At 59.6% G+C, this 13991-nt stretch carries 15 protein-coding genes and 1 other RNA gene; 8 read left to right on the plus strand and 8 right to left on the minus strand.

Annotated features, from left to right (window positions below; all coding sequences use genetic code 11):
• Positions 1-3 precede the first annotated feature (3 nt).
• The gene (gene rpoE, locus EDY99_RS15875; RefSeq protein WP_004929136.1) at positions 4-579 is read right to left on the minus strand and encodes an RNA polymerase sigma factor RpoE; all 576 of its coding nucleotides are present in this window, start codon (positions 577-579) and stop codon (positions 4-6) included.
• A 214-nt stretch (positions 580-793) separates the two neighbouring features.
• Between rpoE and nadB the strand changes: the two genes are divergently transcribed.
• Positions 794-2395, plus strand: coding sequence for an L-aspartate oxidase (gene nadB, locus EDY99_RS15880; RefSeq protein ID WP_016929796.1), 1602 nt, complete (start codon positions 794-796; stop codon positions 2393-2395).
• Between the two features lie 38 nt (positions 2396-2433).
• Here nadB and EDY99_RS15885 read toward each other — a convergent pair whose 3' ends face one another.
• Positions 2434-3213, minus strand: a complete 780-nt coding sequence (locus tag EDY99_RS15885; RefSeq protein ID WP_089195093.1) for a tRNA1(Val) (adenine(37)-N6)-methyltransferase — start codon at positions 3211-3213, stop codon at positions 2434-2436.
• A 99-nt stretch (positions 3214-3312) separates the two neighbouring features.
• On the opposite strand from EDY99_RS15885, the gene srmB reads away from it, so the two are divergent.
• Entirely contained in the window at positions 3313-4635 is a 1323-nt protein-coding gene (gene srmB, locus EDY99_RS15890) for an ATP-dependent RNA helicase SrmB (RefSeq protein ID WP_016929798.1), read from the plus strand.
• 52 nt (positions 4636-4687) lie between these two features.
• On the opposite strand, the gene EDY99_RS15895 is transcribed toward srmB, so the two are convergent.
• The 3 genes from EDY99_RS15895 to grcA form a co-directional block, all read right to left on the minus strand.
• Positions 4688-5443, minus strand: a complete 756-nt coding sequence (locus EDY99_RS15895; RefSeq protein ID WP_123061918.1) for an ankyrin repeat domain-containing protein — start codon at positions 5441-5443, stop codon at positions 4688-4690.
• Positions 5436-6395 (minus strand): DUF2974 domain-containing protein, encoded by a 960-nt coding sequence (locus EDY99_RS15900; protein WP_123061919.1) that lies wholly within the window; start codon positions 6393-6395, stop codon positions 5436-5438. Before EDY99_RS15900 ends, EDY99_RS15895 begins: the two co-directional genes overlap by 8 nt.
• A 183-nt stretch (positions 6396-6578) precedes the next feature.
• Entirely contained in the window at positions 6579-6962 is a 384-nt protein-coding gene (grcA, locus tag EDY99_RS15905; protein ID WP_004929114.1) for an autonomous glycyl radical cofactor GrcA, read from the minus strand.
• A gap of 346 nt (positions 6963-7308) precedes the next feature.
• On the opposite strand from grcA, the gene ung reads away from it, so the two are divergent.
• Entirely contained in the window at positions 7309-7992 is a 684-nt protein-coding gene (gene ung / locus EDY99_RS15910) for a uracil-DNA glycosylase (protein ID WP_060660333.1), read from the plus strand.
• A 56-nt stretch (positions 7993-8048) separates the two neighbouring features.
• Here the strand turns inward: ung and grpE are convergent, their stop codons facing one another.
• On the minus strand, positions 8049-8633 hold the full coding sequence (gene grpE, locus EDY99_RS15915) for a nucleotide exchange factor GrpE (protein WP_025159545.1): 585 nt from the start codon (positions 8631-8633) through the stop codon (positions 8049-8051).
• 125 nt (positions 8634-8758) lie between these two features.
• Between grpE and nadK the strand changes: the two genes are divergently transcribed.
• From nadK to bamE, 3 genes are all read left to right on the plus strand, one after another.
• Positions 8759-9637: an NAD(+) kinase gene (nadK, locus tag EDY99_RS15920; RefSeq protein WP_004929107.1), complete on the plus strand. Its 879-nt coding sequence runs from the start codon at positions 8759-8761 to the stop codon at positions 9635-9637.
• A gap of 86 nt (positions 9638-9723) precedes the next feature.
• On the plus strand, positions 9724-11385 hold the full coding sequence (recN, locus tag EDY99_RS15925; RefSeq protein WP_048325148.1) for a DNA repair protein RecN: 1662 nt from the start codon (positions 9724-9726) through the stop codon (positions 11383-11385).
• 240 nt (positions 11386-11625) lie between these two features.
• Positions 11626-11964 carry an outer membrane protein assembly factor BamE gene (bamE, locus tag EDY99_RS15930; RefSeq protein ID WP_004929101.1) on the plus strand — a complete coding sequence of 113 codons (339 nt, stop codon included), beginning with the start codon at positions 11626-11628 and terminating at the stop codon, positions 11962-11964.
• A gap of 118 nt (positions 11965-12082) precedes the next feature.
• On the opposite strand, the gene EDY99_RS15935 is transcribed toward bamE, so the two are convergent.
• Together EDY99_RS15935 and EDY99_RS15940 are read right to left on the minus strand one after the other, a co-directional pair.
• A complete protein-coding gene (locus EDY99_RS15935; RefSeq protein WP_004929098.1) occupies positions 12083-12367 on the minus strand; it encodes an RnfH family protein in 285 nt (94 codons plus the stop codon).
• A complete protein-coding gene (locus EDY99_RS15940; protein ID WP_004929096.1) occupies positions 12360-12794 on the minus strand; it encodes a type II toxin-antitoxin system RatA family toxin in 435 nt (144 codons plus the stop codon). The genes EDY99_RS15935 and EDY99_RS15940 overlap by 8 nt, the downstream gene beginning before the upstream one ends.
• A 161-nt stretch (positions 12795-12955) precedes the next feature.
• Between EDY99_RS15940 and smpB the strand changes: the two genes are divergently transcribed.
• Both smpB and ssrA read left to right on the plus strand, forming a co-directional pair.
• Entirely contained in the window at positions 12956-13438 is a 483-nt protein-coding gene (gene smpB / locus EDY99_RS15945; RefSeq protein WP_016929804.1) for an SsrA-binding protein SmpB, read from the plus strand.
• A gap of 49 nt (positions 13439-13487) precedes the next feature.
• Positions 13488-13851, plus strand: a transfer-messenger RNA (tmRNA) gene (gene ssrA, locus EDY99_RS15950).
• Positions 13852-13991 lie beyond the last annotated feature (140 nt).

A 13991-nucleotide genomic window follows, 5' to 3' on the forward strand; every position in this document is an offset into this window, starting at 1 on the left:
TTGCTAACGCTGGATCAGCGGTTGAACTTTATTATCGATAGCTTCCCGGGCGCGGAAAATACGCGAACGTACGGTTCCGACCGGGCAATCCATGATGGCGGCTATCTCTTCGTAGCTTAGACCATCCAACTCCCGCAGGGTAATCGCCATGCGAAGATCCTCAGGGAGAGACTCAATGGTACGGAAAACTATCTGTCTCAGCTCTTCTGACAACATTAAGTTCTCAGGGTTCGAAATTTCTTTCAGTGCGCCCGCACTTTCGTAATTTTCCGCATCGTTGGCGTCCACATCACTGGATGGCGGACGGCGCCCCTGAGCAACCAGATAATTCTTTGCCGTGTTCACGGCGATTCGATACAACCAGGTATAAAAAGCGCTGTCGCCACGGAACGATTCCAGTGCGCGATAGGCCTTGATAAACGACTCCTGCACCACATCGGGCACATCGCCCTGCGGCACATAGCGGGAAACGAGACTCGCCACCTTATGCTGATAGCGCACTACCAGCAGGTTAAACGATTTCTGGTCGCCCTTTTGGACCCGCTCAACCAGAACTTGATCCGTTAACTGCTCGCTCATCCGAGGTAAACTCTCCCCAAATCCGTCTCCACGCGTAAAATTGTACTGCCAGCCATACATTATTTTCCTGAGCAAGCACTCGCTTGGAGTTCATATAGAACACGAAGTTCCATATCGCCATTGTTTTTTCTGTTGATGTCACCCTATCCGTGGCTTTTGCCCGGACAGTTAGGCTAACATGAAATTCACTCTTCTTCTGCACACATCATACGTTATGCAACCATCATCTGAACATGTTAGCGATGTACTGATCGTCGGCAGCGGCGCTGCGGGCCTGTCACTGGCGCTGCGCCTGGCGCAGCATTGCAAGGTTACCGTTCTCAGCAAGGGGCCGCTCAGCGAGGGGGCCACCTTTTACGCCCAAGGCGGGATCGCCGCGGTGTTCGATGAGACGGACAGCATTGCCTCACACGTTGATGACACTTTGATTGCCGGCGCCGGCCTGTGCGACAAAGAGGCCGTCGAATTCATCGCCGGCAACGCGCGCCACTGCGTGCAGTGGCTGATCGATCAGGGTGTGCTGTTCGACACCGAGGTCAACGCGCAGGGCGAGGCGCATTATCACCTCACGCGCGAAGGCGGCCACAGCCATCGCCGCATCCTGCACGCTGCGGACGCTACCGGTAAGGAAGTAGAGACCACGCTGGTGGGGAAAGCAAGCGCTCACCCCAATATTTGCGTGATGGAACGCCGCAACGCGGTTGACCTTATTACCTCGAACAAAATCGGCCTGCCGGGCACCCGCCGAGTCGTGGGCGCTTACGTCTGGAACCGCGAGCTCGAGCGGGTGGAAACCTACCGCGCCAAAACGGTGGTGCTGGCCACCGGCGGCGCGGCCAAGGTATACCAATACACCACCAACCCGGACATCTCCTCCGGCGACGGCATCGCCATGGCCTGGCGCGCCGGCTGCCGGGTCGCCAACCTGGAGTTCAACCAGTTCCACCCGACCTGCCTGTTCCACCCGCAGGCGCGCAACTTCCTGCTGACCGAAGCGCTGCGCGGCGAAGGGGCTTACCTGAAGCGCCCGGACGGCAGCCGCTTTATGCCCGATTTCGACCCGCGCGGCGAACTGGCTCCGCGCGATATCGTCGCCCGCGCCATCGACCATGAAATGAAGCGCCTGGGCGCCGACTGCATGTACCTGGACATCAGCCACAAGCCGGCGGAGTTCATCACCCAGCACTTCCCGATGATCCACGAGAAGCTGCTGACGCTGGGCTTCGATCTGACTCGGCAACCGATCCCCATCGTCCCGGCGGCGCACTACACCTGCGGCGGCGTGATGGTCGATCAGCACGGCCGCACCGATCTCGACGGGCTGTACGCCATCGGCGAGGTCAGCTACACCGGCCTGCACGGCGCCAATCGCATGGCGTCGAATTCGCTGCTGGAGTGCCTGGTTTACGGTTGGTCGGCGGCGGAAGACATTCTGCAGCGCCTGCCGTTCATCCAGCAGGCCAAACAGGTGCCGCACTGGGATGAAAGCCGGGTGGACGATGCGGACGAACGGGTGGTGATTCAGCACAACTGGCACGAGCTGCGGCTGTTCATGTGGGATTACGTCGGCATCGTGCGCACCACCAAGCGCCTTGAGCGCGCCCTGCGCCGCATCAACACGCTGCAGGCGGAAATCGACGAGTACTACGCTCACTTCCGCATCTCCAACAACCTGCTGGAGCTGCGCAATCTGGTGCAGGTGGCCGAGCTTATCGTGCGCAGCGCCATGGCGCGCAAAGAGAGCCGCGGCCTGCACTACACGCTGGACTACCCGGATTTGCTGCCGGAAGCGCTGCCGACCATTTTGCAGCCTTAAACTCTGCGACAGGGCGCCTTATCGGCGCCCTTTTCTTTTCAGTAGAACAGGTAGAAGTCAGTGATCAACCGGCGGAAATCGTCGGTATAGCTGCCGTCGGCCTGTTTGATCGCCAGCGCCTGCTCCCGCAGCGGCGTTTCCCGCCGCGTCAGCGCCAGCAACACCCGGTGCAGCGGCGTATCGGCCCGATCGCTGACGTTCACTTTCGCCGCCGTGTGCCAACCGCTTTGCTGCGCCAGGCGTTCGAATTCGGCGCCGATGTCGTGCGGCAGCACCACGCAGAACGTGCCCTGCGCGGCCAGCAGCTGCGCGGCGCAGGTCAACAGCGCCTCGTGCGTCAGGGTTTCGGTGTAGCGCGCGTTGTGGCGCGCCTGATCGCGGCAGGCCACCGCCGGCTCAAAATAAGGCGGATTGCTGACGATCAGATCATACTCAGCGGCATGCTGCTGCGCATAATGGTGAATATCCTGCGCATGCACGCGGATGCGCTGCGGCCACGGCGATTCCGCCGCGTTTTCGCGCGCCTGGCCGGCGGCGGCTTCATCCAGCTCCACCGCGTCGATGGTCACTTCGTCGCCGCTGCGCTGCGCCAGCATCAGCGCGATCAGCCCGCTGCCGCTGCCGATGTCCAGCACCCGGCGCGCCTGCCCCAGCGGCGCCCAGGCGCCGAGCAGCACCCCGTCGGTGCCCACTTTCATGGCGCAACGATCGTGGGCGACAAAGAATTGTTTAAAGGTAAAACCCCCGCGGCGCGGGGTAAAATCGGCTTTCGATCGCTTGCTCACACTCACCACCTGGCTATAAAACTGGCGTAGCATAAGGCAATCTGATCGGCGGGAAAAGAGCGGCTTTCCGCTTAAATAGGTGAAGATCGCGGCCAACCCGTCTATAATCGGCGCCCCAAGTAGAGGTAGACCATGACAGCAACCACTTTTTCCGAACTCGAACTCGATGATCGCCTGATCGACGCGCTGCGCGACAAAGGCTACGATCGCCCCACCGCCATTCAGGCCGCTGCGATCCCGCCGGCGATGGACGGGCGCGACGTCTTAGGTTCGGCTCCGACCGGCACCGGCAAAACCGCCGCCTTCCTGCTGCCCGTGTTGCAGCACCTGCTGGACTTTCCACGCAAGAAATCCGGCCCGCCGCGCGTGCTGATCCTGACGCCAACGCGTGAACTGGCGATGCAGGTCGCCGATCAGGCGCGTGAATTGGCTGCTCATACCTCGCTGGATATCGCCACCATCACCGGCGGCGTCGCTTACATGAACCACGCGGAAGTGTTCAGCGAAAACCAGGACGTGGTGGTCGCCACCACCGGCCGCTTGCTGCAATACATTAAAGAAGAGAACTTCGACTGCCGCGCGGTGGAAACCCTGATCCTCGACGAAGCCGACCGCATGCTCGACATGGGCTTCGCGCAGGACATCGAAACCATCTCCGCCGAAACCCGCTGGCGCAACCAGACGCTGCTGTTCTCCGCCACGCTGGAAGGCGAAGCGATCCGCGAATTCGCCGAGCGCATCCTGAAAGAGCCGGTGGAAGTGGAAGCCGATCCGTCGCGCCGCGAACGCAAAAAGATCCTGCAATGGTACTATCGCGCCGATGACGTGCAGCACAAAACCGCGCTGCTGATCCACCTGCTGAAGCAGCCGGACGTGCAGAAATCGGTGATCTTCGTGCGCAAGCGCGAGCGCGTGCATGAGCTGGCCACCTGGCTGCGCGAAGCGGGCATCAACACCTGCTATCTCGAAGGCGAAATGGTGCAGGCCAAACGCAACGAAGCGGTCAAACGCATGATGGATGGCCGGGTTAACGTGCTGGTGGCCACCGACGTTGCCGCGCGCGGCCTGGATATCCTCGATATCACCCACGTGTTCAACTTCGACATGCCGCGTACTGCGGATACCTACCTGCACCGCATCGGCCGTACCGGCCGCGCCGGGCGCAAAGGCACTGCCATTTCGCTGGTGGAAGCGCACGACCATCTGCTGCTGGGCAAAGTGGGCCGTTACCTGAACGAGCCGCTGAAAGCGCGCGTGATCGACGAACTGCGGCCGAAAACCAAGGTGCCGAACGAGAAGAGCAACGGTAAACCGTCGAAGAAAGTGCTGGCCAAGCGCGCGGAAGACAAGGCGAAGAACAAAGAAAAGGCCAAGGTGAAAGTGCGCCATCGCGACGCCAAAAACGTCGGCAAACGCCGTCAGGCGAAGGCCAAACCGGCCGGCGACGCGGAATAATCACCGCTGCCTAAGAAAAAACCGCCTGTACAGGCGGTTTTTTTATGGGCGTTTACGGCTGCGCGTAATGCGTAGCCAGGCGGCGCCCCTGCAGCCATTTATCCAGCTCGCGGAACTGCGCCTTCAGCTCGTCATTCTGCAAATGCGCCGGCGTTTGCGAGAAGTAAAACTGGAACGCATAACCCTGCTGATTGCGCGCCCGGGCATCGGCACCGGCCTGCAACAGCAACAGCGCCAGGTGCGGCGCGTTGATCTTCGCCGCCAGATGCAGCGGAGTATCCCCCAGCCGATCGCTCAACGTGGTGTCCGCCCCGGCCGCCAGCAGCAGCCGCAGCTGCTCCTCACGCCCGGCCAGCACCGCCGCCGCGAGCGGCGTGGCGCCGGTAACGGCATTGCGCACGTTCACCTGCGCCCCTTCGGTCAGCAACAACCGCAGATACTGTGCGTCTTGCAACATCGCCGCGGTGTGCAGCGCGCTGTTGCCGTCCAGCCCCGCCGTCGCCGGATCGGCACCGAGCGCCAGCAACGTCTGCACGCTGGCCGGCTGTTGCGAAAGCACCGCCCACTGCAACAGCGTGACCTGCCGATCGCCCCGTTCGCGCAAGCGCTCCTGTGTGGCCTGCGCACCGATGCCCTGCGCATCGCCGCGCGCCACCGCCTGAGCCAGCGCCTGGTTGCTGCGGCCGTCAAACGGTGAAATCTCCTGCCCCATCTGTTGCTCCTTAGCCATCATCAGTAAACCGGTCACCGCGACCAGCGCCAGTAAGGCTATCGCCAGCGCCCGCCGCAAGCGACGCCCTTCAGGCATTGGCCTTCGCCTCCCACGGCTTTTGTTCCGCCATCGAGCTTATCACCTTGTCGATGCCGTGCGCCGTCAGGCTGCGATCCAGATGCTTGCTCGGCCGCCAGTCATCAATGCCGGTCAGGGTATCGTTGTTGGCCAGGGTAATGTTGTGGCCGATGGCGTCCGGGATCAGCGAAGTCGATTCCTGGGTGCTGGTCAGCATGTCATACTGCTCGCTGTAACGGCGAATGCCCCCGGCTTCGGCGTCTTTCTTCGCCGCCGCCGGATAGATCCCCAGGCGATTCAGGGTGTAATCCGACACCCCGGCCGCGTTGAAGGTGACCGCGACGGTGCCGGTCGCCAGCGCCGCCGTGGCCGCCAGACCGCCGCCGAGCGAATGACCGGCGATCACCAGCGCATCGCCGAAGGCCGCCTTGGCGCTTTTGGCGGCGGCAACCGCCTGATTGTACTGCACATCGTCATACCCCGTCGCCTGCCGCACGTTGCTCAGCCAGTCGCGCCAGTCGTTGGTGCCGGCGAACGCCAACACATACTGCTTGTCGTTGCTGTAAATCCCGGCCTGGAAACCGCTGCCCGCGTCGTGCAGGCTGGCGGGATCGATGCCGAACCCGAGCAACGCGCTGTCGCTCAGACGGTTGAACCCGGCGGCGCCCTGGCCGTTCAGCGAGTAAACGTCCTTGGCCAACAGCGCCAACGCATAATCGCCTTCCTGAGATTGTTGTCCCCGGGTCACGCCCGGCGCAACCGCCGTCGGCGCCGCCGCGGAGATATCGCCGACCAGCGTATTCAACAGATTCTGCGCATTGAGCGTGTTCTGAGAGGGAGAGGCCACCGGCGCCGGATTTGCCGGCGCTGCCGCAGGCTGCGCCGCCGTCGCCGTCTCGGCAGCGGCGCGAGGTGTAGGGATCGCGGCCACCGGGGATACTGCAGAGGTAAAACTTAAAGGCATACTCATGCCGACTCCTTGTCGATAGACTTTTTATTGAGCACCTGAATAGGTGCTGATTTAGCTATCGGCAGGTCGGATGAGTTCTGTATTAGAAATGCTTATCTTTGTACAGAATGTGATCCGCGTTCGGTTTTCGGCCGCCAAACGCAGAAAAGGGAGCCGAAGCTCCCTGATTGACTGCGCCGCAAATTACAGGCTTTCGGTAAAGGTGCGGGCGATAACGTCGCGCTGCTGTTCCGGCGTCAGGGAATTGAAACGCACCGCATAGCCGGACACTCGGATGGTCAGCTGCGGGTATTTTTCCGGATGCTTGACCGCGTCTTCCAGGGTTTCGCGACGCAGCACGTTGACGTTCAGGTGCTGGCCGCCTTCCACGCGCACGGTCGGCTGCATTTCCAGCGGCACTTCACGGTATTCGATCTGGCCCAGATCGCTGACCGCGACAACCTGATCTTCCGCGTAGTTGGCCTTGGCGCACACGCAGCGAGCTTCCGCTTTTTCATCGTCCAGCAGCCAGAAAGAATTCACCAGCGCCTGGTCGTTCGCTTTGGTAATTTGAATACCGGTAATCATTATGTTGCCTCCGTACAAGGGCGTAAAAATTCACATCGTGAGAAAACCCAATTCTGGTTTCGGCCATTTGGTAAAACCATTGTTGTCTTGTTGTTCTGTATACCAGCCTGACCGGGCCAGTTCTTTGATTAAAGTCAATTTTTACCGGGTAGGCACAAGGCGTGAAGGGGCAAATTTATGTTTTATATCAATTTTCCCACTGCGGCAAAAACCAATTATTTTTGTAAATTTTCAAAAATAATTGCATTACGCGTGACAGTGAGAAATGAAAAGCGGGTTTCGCTGCGCGGGCCGACACGGTAAGCTATAGCCCATGAATTGCTAAAGAAAACAAAGGAGAGCGTTTATGGCCACCTCCCTCACCTGGCATGACGTGATCGGCAAAGAGAAAGAGCAGCCCTATTTTGTTGAAACGCTCGCCTTTGTTGCCGCTGAGCGCCAGGCCGGTAAGACCATTTATCCACCGCAAAAGGACGTGTTCAACGCGTTCCGCTTTACCGAGCTGGCGGATGTCAAAGTCGTCATCCTCGGCCAGGATCCCTACCACGGCCCCAATCAGGCGCACGGCCTCTCTTTCTCGGTGCGCCCCGGCGTGTCGGCGCCGCCGTCGCTGGTGAACATGTATAAAGAGCTGGCGACCGACATTCCCGGTTTCGAGCGCCCGGATCACGGCTACCTGCAAAGCTGGGCCGAACAGGGGGTGCTGCTGCTCAACACCGTGCTGACGGTGGAAGGCGGCCGCGCGCACTCGCACGCCAACCTGGGCTGGGAAACCTTTACCGATAAGGTGATTGCCGCCCTGAACGAGAACCGCGAAGGCGTGGTGTTCCTGCTGTGGGGCTCGCACGCGCAGAAGAAAGGCAACTTTATCGACCGCAACCGCCACCATGTGCTGAAGGCGCCGCACCCGTCGCCGCTCTCCGCGCACCGCGGTTTCCTCGGCTGCCGCCACTTCTCGCAGGCCAATCAGCTGCTGGAGCAGCAAGGACTCACGCCGATCGATTGGATGCCGCGCCTGCCGCAGGCATAGTCCAGAGACAAAAAAGGCACCCTCGGGTGCCTTTCTTTATGCCGTTGCCGGGGCGATTACGCCTTGGCTTTGGAGACCGCGACCATCGCCGGACGCAGCAGGCGGCCGTTCAGCGTATAGCCTTTCTGCATCACCATCATCACGTGGTTCGGCTGGTGATCGGCGGATTCCATCATGCTCATCGCCTGATGCACTTCCGGGTTGAACGGCACGTTGACGTCGCCGACGATTTCGATGCCATACTTGCGCACCACGTCCAGCAGCGATTTCAGCGTCAACTCAATGCCTTCGATCATCGCGGCCAGTTCAGGATTGTTTTTATCCGCCAGATCCAGCGCGCGCTCCAGGTTGTCGATCACCGGCAGCAGATCGCCGGAGAATTTCTCCAGGGCGAACTTGTGCGCTTTCTCGACGTCCAGTTCAGCGCGGCGGCGGATGTTTTCCGCTTCCGCTTTGGCGCGCAGCAGGCTGTCGCGCTCGTGCTGCTGAGCTTCCGCCAGTTGGGCTTCCAGTTCGGCGATACGCGCATCGCGCAGATCGACGCCTTCCGCCGCTTCCGGCAGCGTATCCTCGTGATGAGCGTGTTGTTCCATTTCTTCCGAGACTTGCTCGTTTGGCGTCTTCTGTTCTTTACTACTCATGAATATCTCCGCGTTTTAGCATTAATCTCGCAACTTGGCTTATTATGGGGATCAAAACCGGGGTTTCAAGTCAACCGGTCACAATGTGGGGCATAAACGGGTCCCGGTGAGGAAAATCACAACAAATGAATAAAAAATTCGCCTGTATTGGCATTGTTGGCCACCCGCGTCACCCTTCAGCGCTGGCAACCCACGAGATGCTGTTCCACTGGCTGGTCGCCCGCGGCTATTCGGTGATGGTCGAACGCCAAATCGCCCATGACTTGGGGCTGAAAGACGCCGTCACCGGCAGCCTGGCGGATATCGGCCAGCGCGCCGATCTGGCGGTGGTGGTCGGCGGCGACGGCAACATGCTCGGCGCCGCGCGCGTGCTGGCGCGCTACGACATCAAGGTAATCGGAGTCAACCGCGGCAACCTCGGTTTCCTCACCGATCTCGATCCCGACAACGCCCTGCAGCAGCTGGCGGACGTGCTGGAAGGCGAGTACATCGACGAACAGCGTTTCCTGCTGGAAACCATCGTGCATAAAGAGCACCAGCAGTGCCGCATCAGCACCGCCATCAACGAAGTGGTGCTGCACCCCGGCAAAGTGGCGCACATGATCGAATTCGAGGTGTACATCGACGATCGCTTCGCCTTCTCGCAGCGCTCGGACGGCCTGATCATCGCCACGCCGACCGGCTCCACCGCCTACTCGCTCTCCGCCGGCGGGCCGATCCTCACCCCGTCGCTGGAGGCGATCGCGCTGGTGCCGATGTTCCCCCACACCCTTTCCGCCCGGCCGTTGGTGATCAACGGCGACAGCACCATCCGCCTGAAATTCTCGCAGATCGGCAGCGATCTGGAGATCAGCTGCGACAGCCAGATCGCACTGCCGATCCAGGAAGGCGAAGAAGTGCTGATCCGCCGCAGCAACTTCCATCTGAACCTGATTCACCCGAAGGACTACAGCTATTTCAACACGTTAAGCACCAAGTTGGGCTGGTCGAAAAAATTGTTCTAAAATCTGCATCGGCCACTTTACTGTATATAAAACCAGTTTATACTGTATGAAACTACAGTTATGTGTTTATACACAGGAAGGTTCCCATGCTGGCGCAATTAACCATCAGCAACTTTGCTATCGTTCGTGAGTTGGAAATCGATTTTCAACCGGGCATGACGGCGATCACCGGTGAAACCGGCGCCGGCAAATCCATCGCCATCGATGCGCTGGGGCTGTGCCTCGGCAACCGCGCCGACGGCAACGTGGTGCGCCTGGGAGCCGCCCGCGCCGACATCTGCGCCCGCTTCTCGCTGGCGGACACCCCGTCCGCGCGCGCGTGGCTGGAGCAAAACCAGCTGGACGACAGCAACGAATGCCTGCTGCGCCGGGTGATCAACGCCGACGGCCGTTCGCGCGGCTTTATCAACGGCACCGCCGTGCCGCTGTCGCAGCTGCGTGAGCTGGGGCAACGCCTGATCCAAATCCACGGTCAACACGCCCATCAGCTGCTGCTCAAGCCGGAGCACCAGAAAGCGCTGCTCGACGCCTACGCCGACGAACCCGCCCTGCTGGCGGCGATGAGCCAGGCCTATCAACGCTGGCATCAGAGCTGCCGCGAGCTGGCGCACCATCAGCAGCAGTCCATCGAGCGCGAAGCGCGCAAGCAGCTGCTGCAATACCAATTGAAAGAGCTGAACGAATTCGCGCCGCAGGCCGGCGAGTTCGAACAGACCGACGCCGAGTACAAGCGCCTGGCCAACAGCGGCCAACTGCTGACCCTCAGCCAGCAAACGCTGCAGCTGCTGGCCGACAGCGACGAGAACAACATGCTCAGCCAGCTTTACAGCGCCAAACACCTGCTGCTTGAGCTGGCCGGGCTGGACGATAAGCTCAGCGGTCTGCTGGACATGCTGGAAGAGGCCTCTATCCAGATCAGCGAAGCCAGCGACGAACTGCGCCATTACGCCGATCGCATGGATCTCGATCCCAATCGCCTGCACGAGCTGGAACAGCGCCTGTCGCGTCAAATCAGCCTGGCGCGCAAACACCAGGTCGCGCCGGAAGAGCTGCCGCAGCTGCATCAGCAGTTGCTGGATGAACAGCAGCTGCTGTCGCAGCAGGAAAGCGACCATGAGCACCTGAACGAGGCGGTGACCCTGCATCATCAGCAGGCGCTGGCGCTGGCGGAAGAGCTGCATCAGAAACGCCTGCACTACGCCGCCGAGCTGACCACGCTAATCACCGACAGCATGCAGGCGCTCTCCATGCCGCACGGCAAGTTCAACATCGACGTGCGCTTCGAACCGCAGCACCTGAGCGCCGAAGGGGCCAGCCGCACCGAGTTCTGCGTCTCCACCAACCCGGGCCAGCCGCTGCAGCCGCTGGCGAAGGTCGCCTCCGGCGGTGAGCTGTCGCGCATCGCGCTGGCCATTCAGGTGATCACCGCCCGCAAGATGGAAACCCCGGCGCTGATCTTCGATGAGGTGGACGTGGGCATCAGCGGCCCGACCGCCGCCATCGTCGGCCGCCTGCTGCGCCAGCTCGGCGAATCCACCCAGGTGATGTGCGTCACCCACCTGCCGCAGGTGGCCGGATGCGGGCATCAGCACCTGTTCGTCAGCAAGCAGACCGACGGCACGGTCACCGAAACCCAGATGGCGCCGCTGGATAAACGCGCCCGGCTGCAGGAGCTGGCGCGCCTGCTCGGCGGCAGCGAAGTCACCCGCAATACGTTGGCGAACGCCAAAGAACTGCTGGCGGCATAAAAAAGCTCAACTTTTTCACTTTCCTGCGGTCTGACAGTGACGCTGTTGGCCCGAGAAATATCTAAAGTGCGGCGCGGCGGTGATCCAAAGCCATCTCCACAGCCTGAAAAAGTCCAAGCGCTTGAGGTGCTAAAGGAAAGCCAATGCGTCGCAAAGTGAAAGATGAAGGGTATAAAGGTTTCCAACTGCCGCAAGGTCTATTATCATCGGCATCCTATGCCCTAAAGGAATGTGATTACTATGCGCTGTAAAACGCTGACTGCCGCCGCTGTAGTTCTTGTGATGCTGACTGCAGGCTGTTCTACTTTTGAAAAGGTGGTTTATCGTCCTGACATCAACCAGGGGAACTACCTGACGTCGACCGACGTGGCGAAAATTCAGAAAGGGATGACCCAACAACAGGTCGCTTACACATTGGGCACCCCAATGCTGCAAGACCCGTTCGGAACTCAGACGTGGTTCTATGTGTTCCGCCAGCAGCCTGGCCATGAAGACATCACCCAGCAGACGCTGACGCTGACCTTCGACAGCGCAGGCGTGTTGACCGACATCCAGAACAAACCGGCGCTGACCAAGTAATCGGCGCTGCCCGCTCTTCCGGCCCATGAGGGGGCATGGTGTTCCTCATGACAGTCGCAGGCTGCAACGCGGAAGAGAAAATCAGTTTCAGATAAAAAAATAAGGCGCTATAAGCGCCTTATTTTTTTGCCTTTTCTGCCCGTTGCCGGCGCAGTTCTTTCGGATCGGCGATCAGCGGCCGGTAAATCTCCACCCGGTCGCCGTCGTTCAGCGTATCGCCCAGCTTGGCCGGGCGGCTGTAGATGCCGATTTTATTGCTCTTGAGATCGATATCCTGGCGCAGCTCCAGCAGGCCTGAAGCCTGAATCGCCTGCTCAACGCTGCTGCCCTCGGCCAGTTTCACCTTGCGCAGGTACTGCCGCTCCGGCAAGGCGTACACCACCTCGACCTGGATGTCAGACACTGTAGACCTCTTTCGCCCGCTGGGTGAATGCCTGCACCATGCTGCCCGCCAGCTCTTTGAACACCTTGCCGAACGCCAGCTCAATCAGTTTGTTGGTGAACTCGAAGTCCAGGTGCAGCTCCACCTTGCAGGCCTCTTCGCTCAGCGGCGTGAACTGCCAGCCGCCCATCAGCTTGCGGAACGGACCATCGACCAGTTGCATATTGATGCTCTGGTTATCCAGCAGCGTATTGCGGGTGGTGAAGGTCTTGCTGATACCGGCCTTGGCGACGTCCACCGCGGCGGTCATCTCGTTGGAGGTAGCGTTAAGCACCCGGCTGCCGGTGCAGCCTGGCAGAAAATCGGGGTAAGAATGAACATCGTTAACCAACTGATACATCTGCTCGGCGCTGAACGGCACTAATGCAGACCGACTGATCTGGGGCATATCATTTCCTGTAAGACATAAAACGTACAGATAATACCATTTATCTGGCGGCAAACAAAAAATCTGCTAAGGGATGAGGGCACCAAAAATGCGAAAAATTGCGCAGGTGCTGAACGGGAAAGGATTTCTTTCGCTGAAGCATCCAGTATAATGAACGCACTATGACAAAGAAAAAAGCACACAAACCCGGTTCCGCCACCATTGCTCAAAACAAGCGCGCGCGTTTCGAATACTTCATTGAAGAAGAGTTCGAGGCGGGCCTGTCGCTGCAAGGGTGGGAAGTTAAATCGCTGCGTGCAGGCAAAGCCAACCTCAGCGACAGCTACGTGACGTTCCGTGACGGTGAAGCCTATCTGTTTGGCGCCACCATCACCCCGCTCAACGTGGCTTCGTCGCATGTGGTGTGCGATCCGACGCGTACCCGTAAACTGCTGCTGAACCGACGCGAGCTGGACACCCTGCTCGGCCGCGTCAACCGCGACGGTTACACCGTGGTGGCCTTGTCCCTGTATTGGAAAAATGCCTGGAGCAAGATCAAGATCGGCGTAGCCAAAGGCAAGAAAGAGCACGACAAACGCGATGACATCAAAGATCGCGAATGGCAGACGGCGAAAGCCCGTATCATGAAGCACGCCAATCGTTAAGCCGCTGGCTTATCGAGGTAAACTTCTGGTATACTGCACAAAGTTACTTGGGGCTGATTCTGGATTCGACGGGATTTGCGAAGCCCTAGGAGCATGCCGAGGGGCGGTTGGCCTCGTAAAAAGCCGCAAAAAAATAGTCGCAAACGACGAAAACTACGCTTTAGCAGCTTAATACCCTGCTTAGAGCCCTCTCTCCCTAGCCTCCGCTCTTAGGACGGGGATCAAGAGAGGTCAAACCCAAAAGAGATCGCGTGGATGTCCTGCCTGGGGCTGAAGCGTTAAACTCAATCAGGCTAGTCTGTCAGTAGCGTGTCCATCCGCAGCTGGCCGGCGAATGTAAAGATTGGACTAAGCATGTAGTGCCGACGGTGTAGTAATTTCGGACGGGGGTTCAAATCCCCCCAGCTCCACCAAAATTCTCCATCGGTGATTACCAGAGTCATCCGATGAAGTCCTGAAAGCCCGCACGGCGCAAGCCTTGCGGGCTTTTTTGTGCCTTGAATTTGTCCCGCGAAGTCCAAAGAGAACTAATTAAATCCGAACTTTTTAGGCC

This window comes from Serratia sp. LS-1 (genome assembly GCF_003719595.1).
Classification (GTDB): Bacteria; Pseudomonadota; Gammaproteobacteria; order Enterobacterales; family Enterobacteriaceae; genus Serratia; species Serratia ureilytica.

What these genes read in the sequence shown, in the direction of transcription:
- nadB (WP_016929796.1), top strand. Translation starts at nt 794, where the DNA reads ATGCAACCATCATCTGAACATGTTAGCGATGTACTGATCGTCGGCAGC.
- smpB (WP_016929804.1), top strand. Translation starts at nt 12,956, where the DNA reads ATGACAAAGAAAAAAGCACACAAACCCGGTTCCGCCACCATTGCTCAA.
- EDY99_RS15940 (WP_004929096.1), bottom strand. Translation starts at nt 12,794, where the DNA reads ATGCCCCAGATCAGTCGGTCTGCATTAGTGCCGTTCAGCGCCGAGCAG.
- EDY99_RS15885 (WP_089195093.1), bottom strand. Translation starts at nt 3,213, where the DNA reads ATGCTACGCCAGTTTTATAGCCAGGTGGTGAGTGTGAGCAAGCGATCG.
- grpE (WP_025159545.1), bottom strand. Translation starts at nt 8,633, where the DNA reads ATGAGTAGTAAAGAACAGAAGACGCCAAACGAGCAAGTCTCGGAAGAA.
- EDY99_RS15895 (WP_123061918.1), bottom strand. Translation starts at nt 5,443, where the DNA reads ATGCCTGAAGGGCGTCGCTTGCGGCGGGCGCTGGCGATAGCCTTACTG.
- recN (WP_048325148.1), top strand. Translation starts at nt 9,724, where the DNA reads ATGCTGGCGCAATTAACCATCAGCAACTTTGCTATCGTTCGTGAGTTG.
- srmB (WP_016929798.1), top strand. Translation starts at nt 3,313, where the DNA reads ATGACAGCAACCACTTTTTCCGAACTCGAACTCGATGATCGCCTGATC.
- rpoE (WP_004929136.1), bottom strand. Translation starts at nt 579, where the DNA reads ATGAGCGAGCAGTTAACGGATCAAGTTCTGGTTGAGCGGGTCCAAAAG.
- bamE (WP_004929101.1), top strand. Translation starts at nt 11,626, where the DNA reads ATGCGCTGTAAAACGCTGACTGCCGCCGCTGTAGTTCTTGTGATGCTG.
- nadK (WP_004929107.1), top strand. Translation starts at nt 8,759, where the DNA reads ATGAATAAAAAATTCGCCTGTATTGGCATTGTTGGCCACCCGCGTCAC.
- grcA (WP_004929114.1), bottom strand. Translation starts at nt 6,962, where the DNA reads ATGATTACCGGTATTCAAATTACCAAAGCGAACGACCAGGCGCTGGTG.
- ung (WP_060660333.1), top strand. Translation starts at nt 7,309, where the DNA reads ATGGCCACCTCCCTCACCTGGCATGACGTGATCGGCAAAGAGAAAGAG.
- EDY99_RS15900 (WP_123061919.1), bottom strand. Translation starts at nt 6,395, where the DNA reads ATGAGTATGCCTTTAAGTTTTACCTCTGCAGTATCCCCGGTGGCCGCG.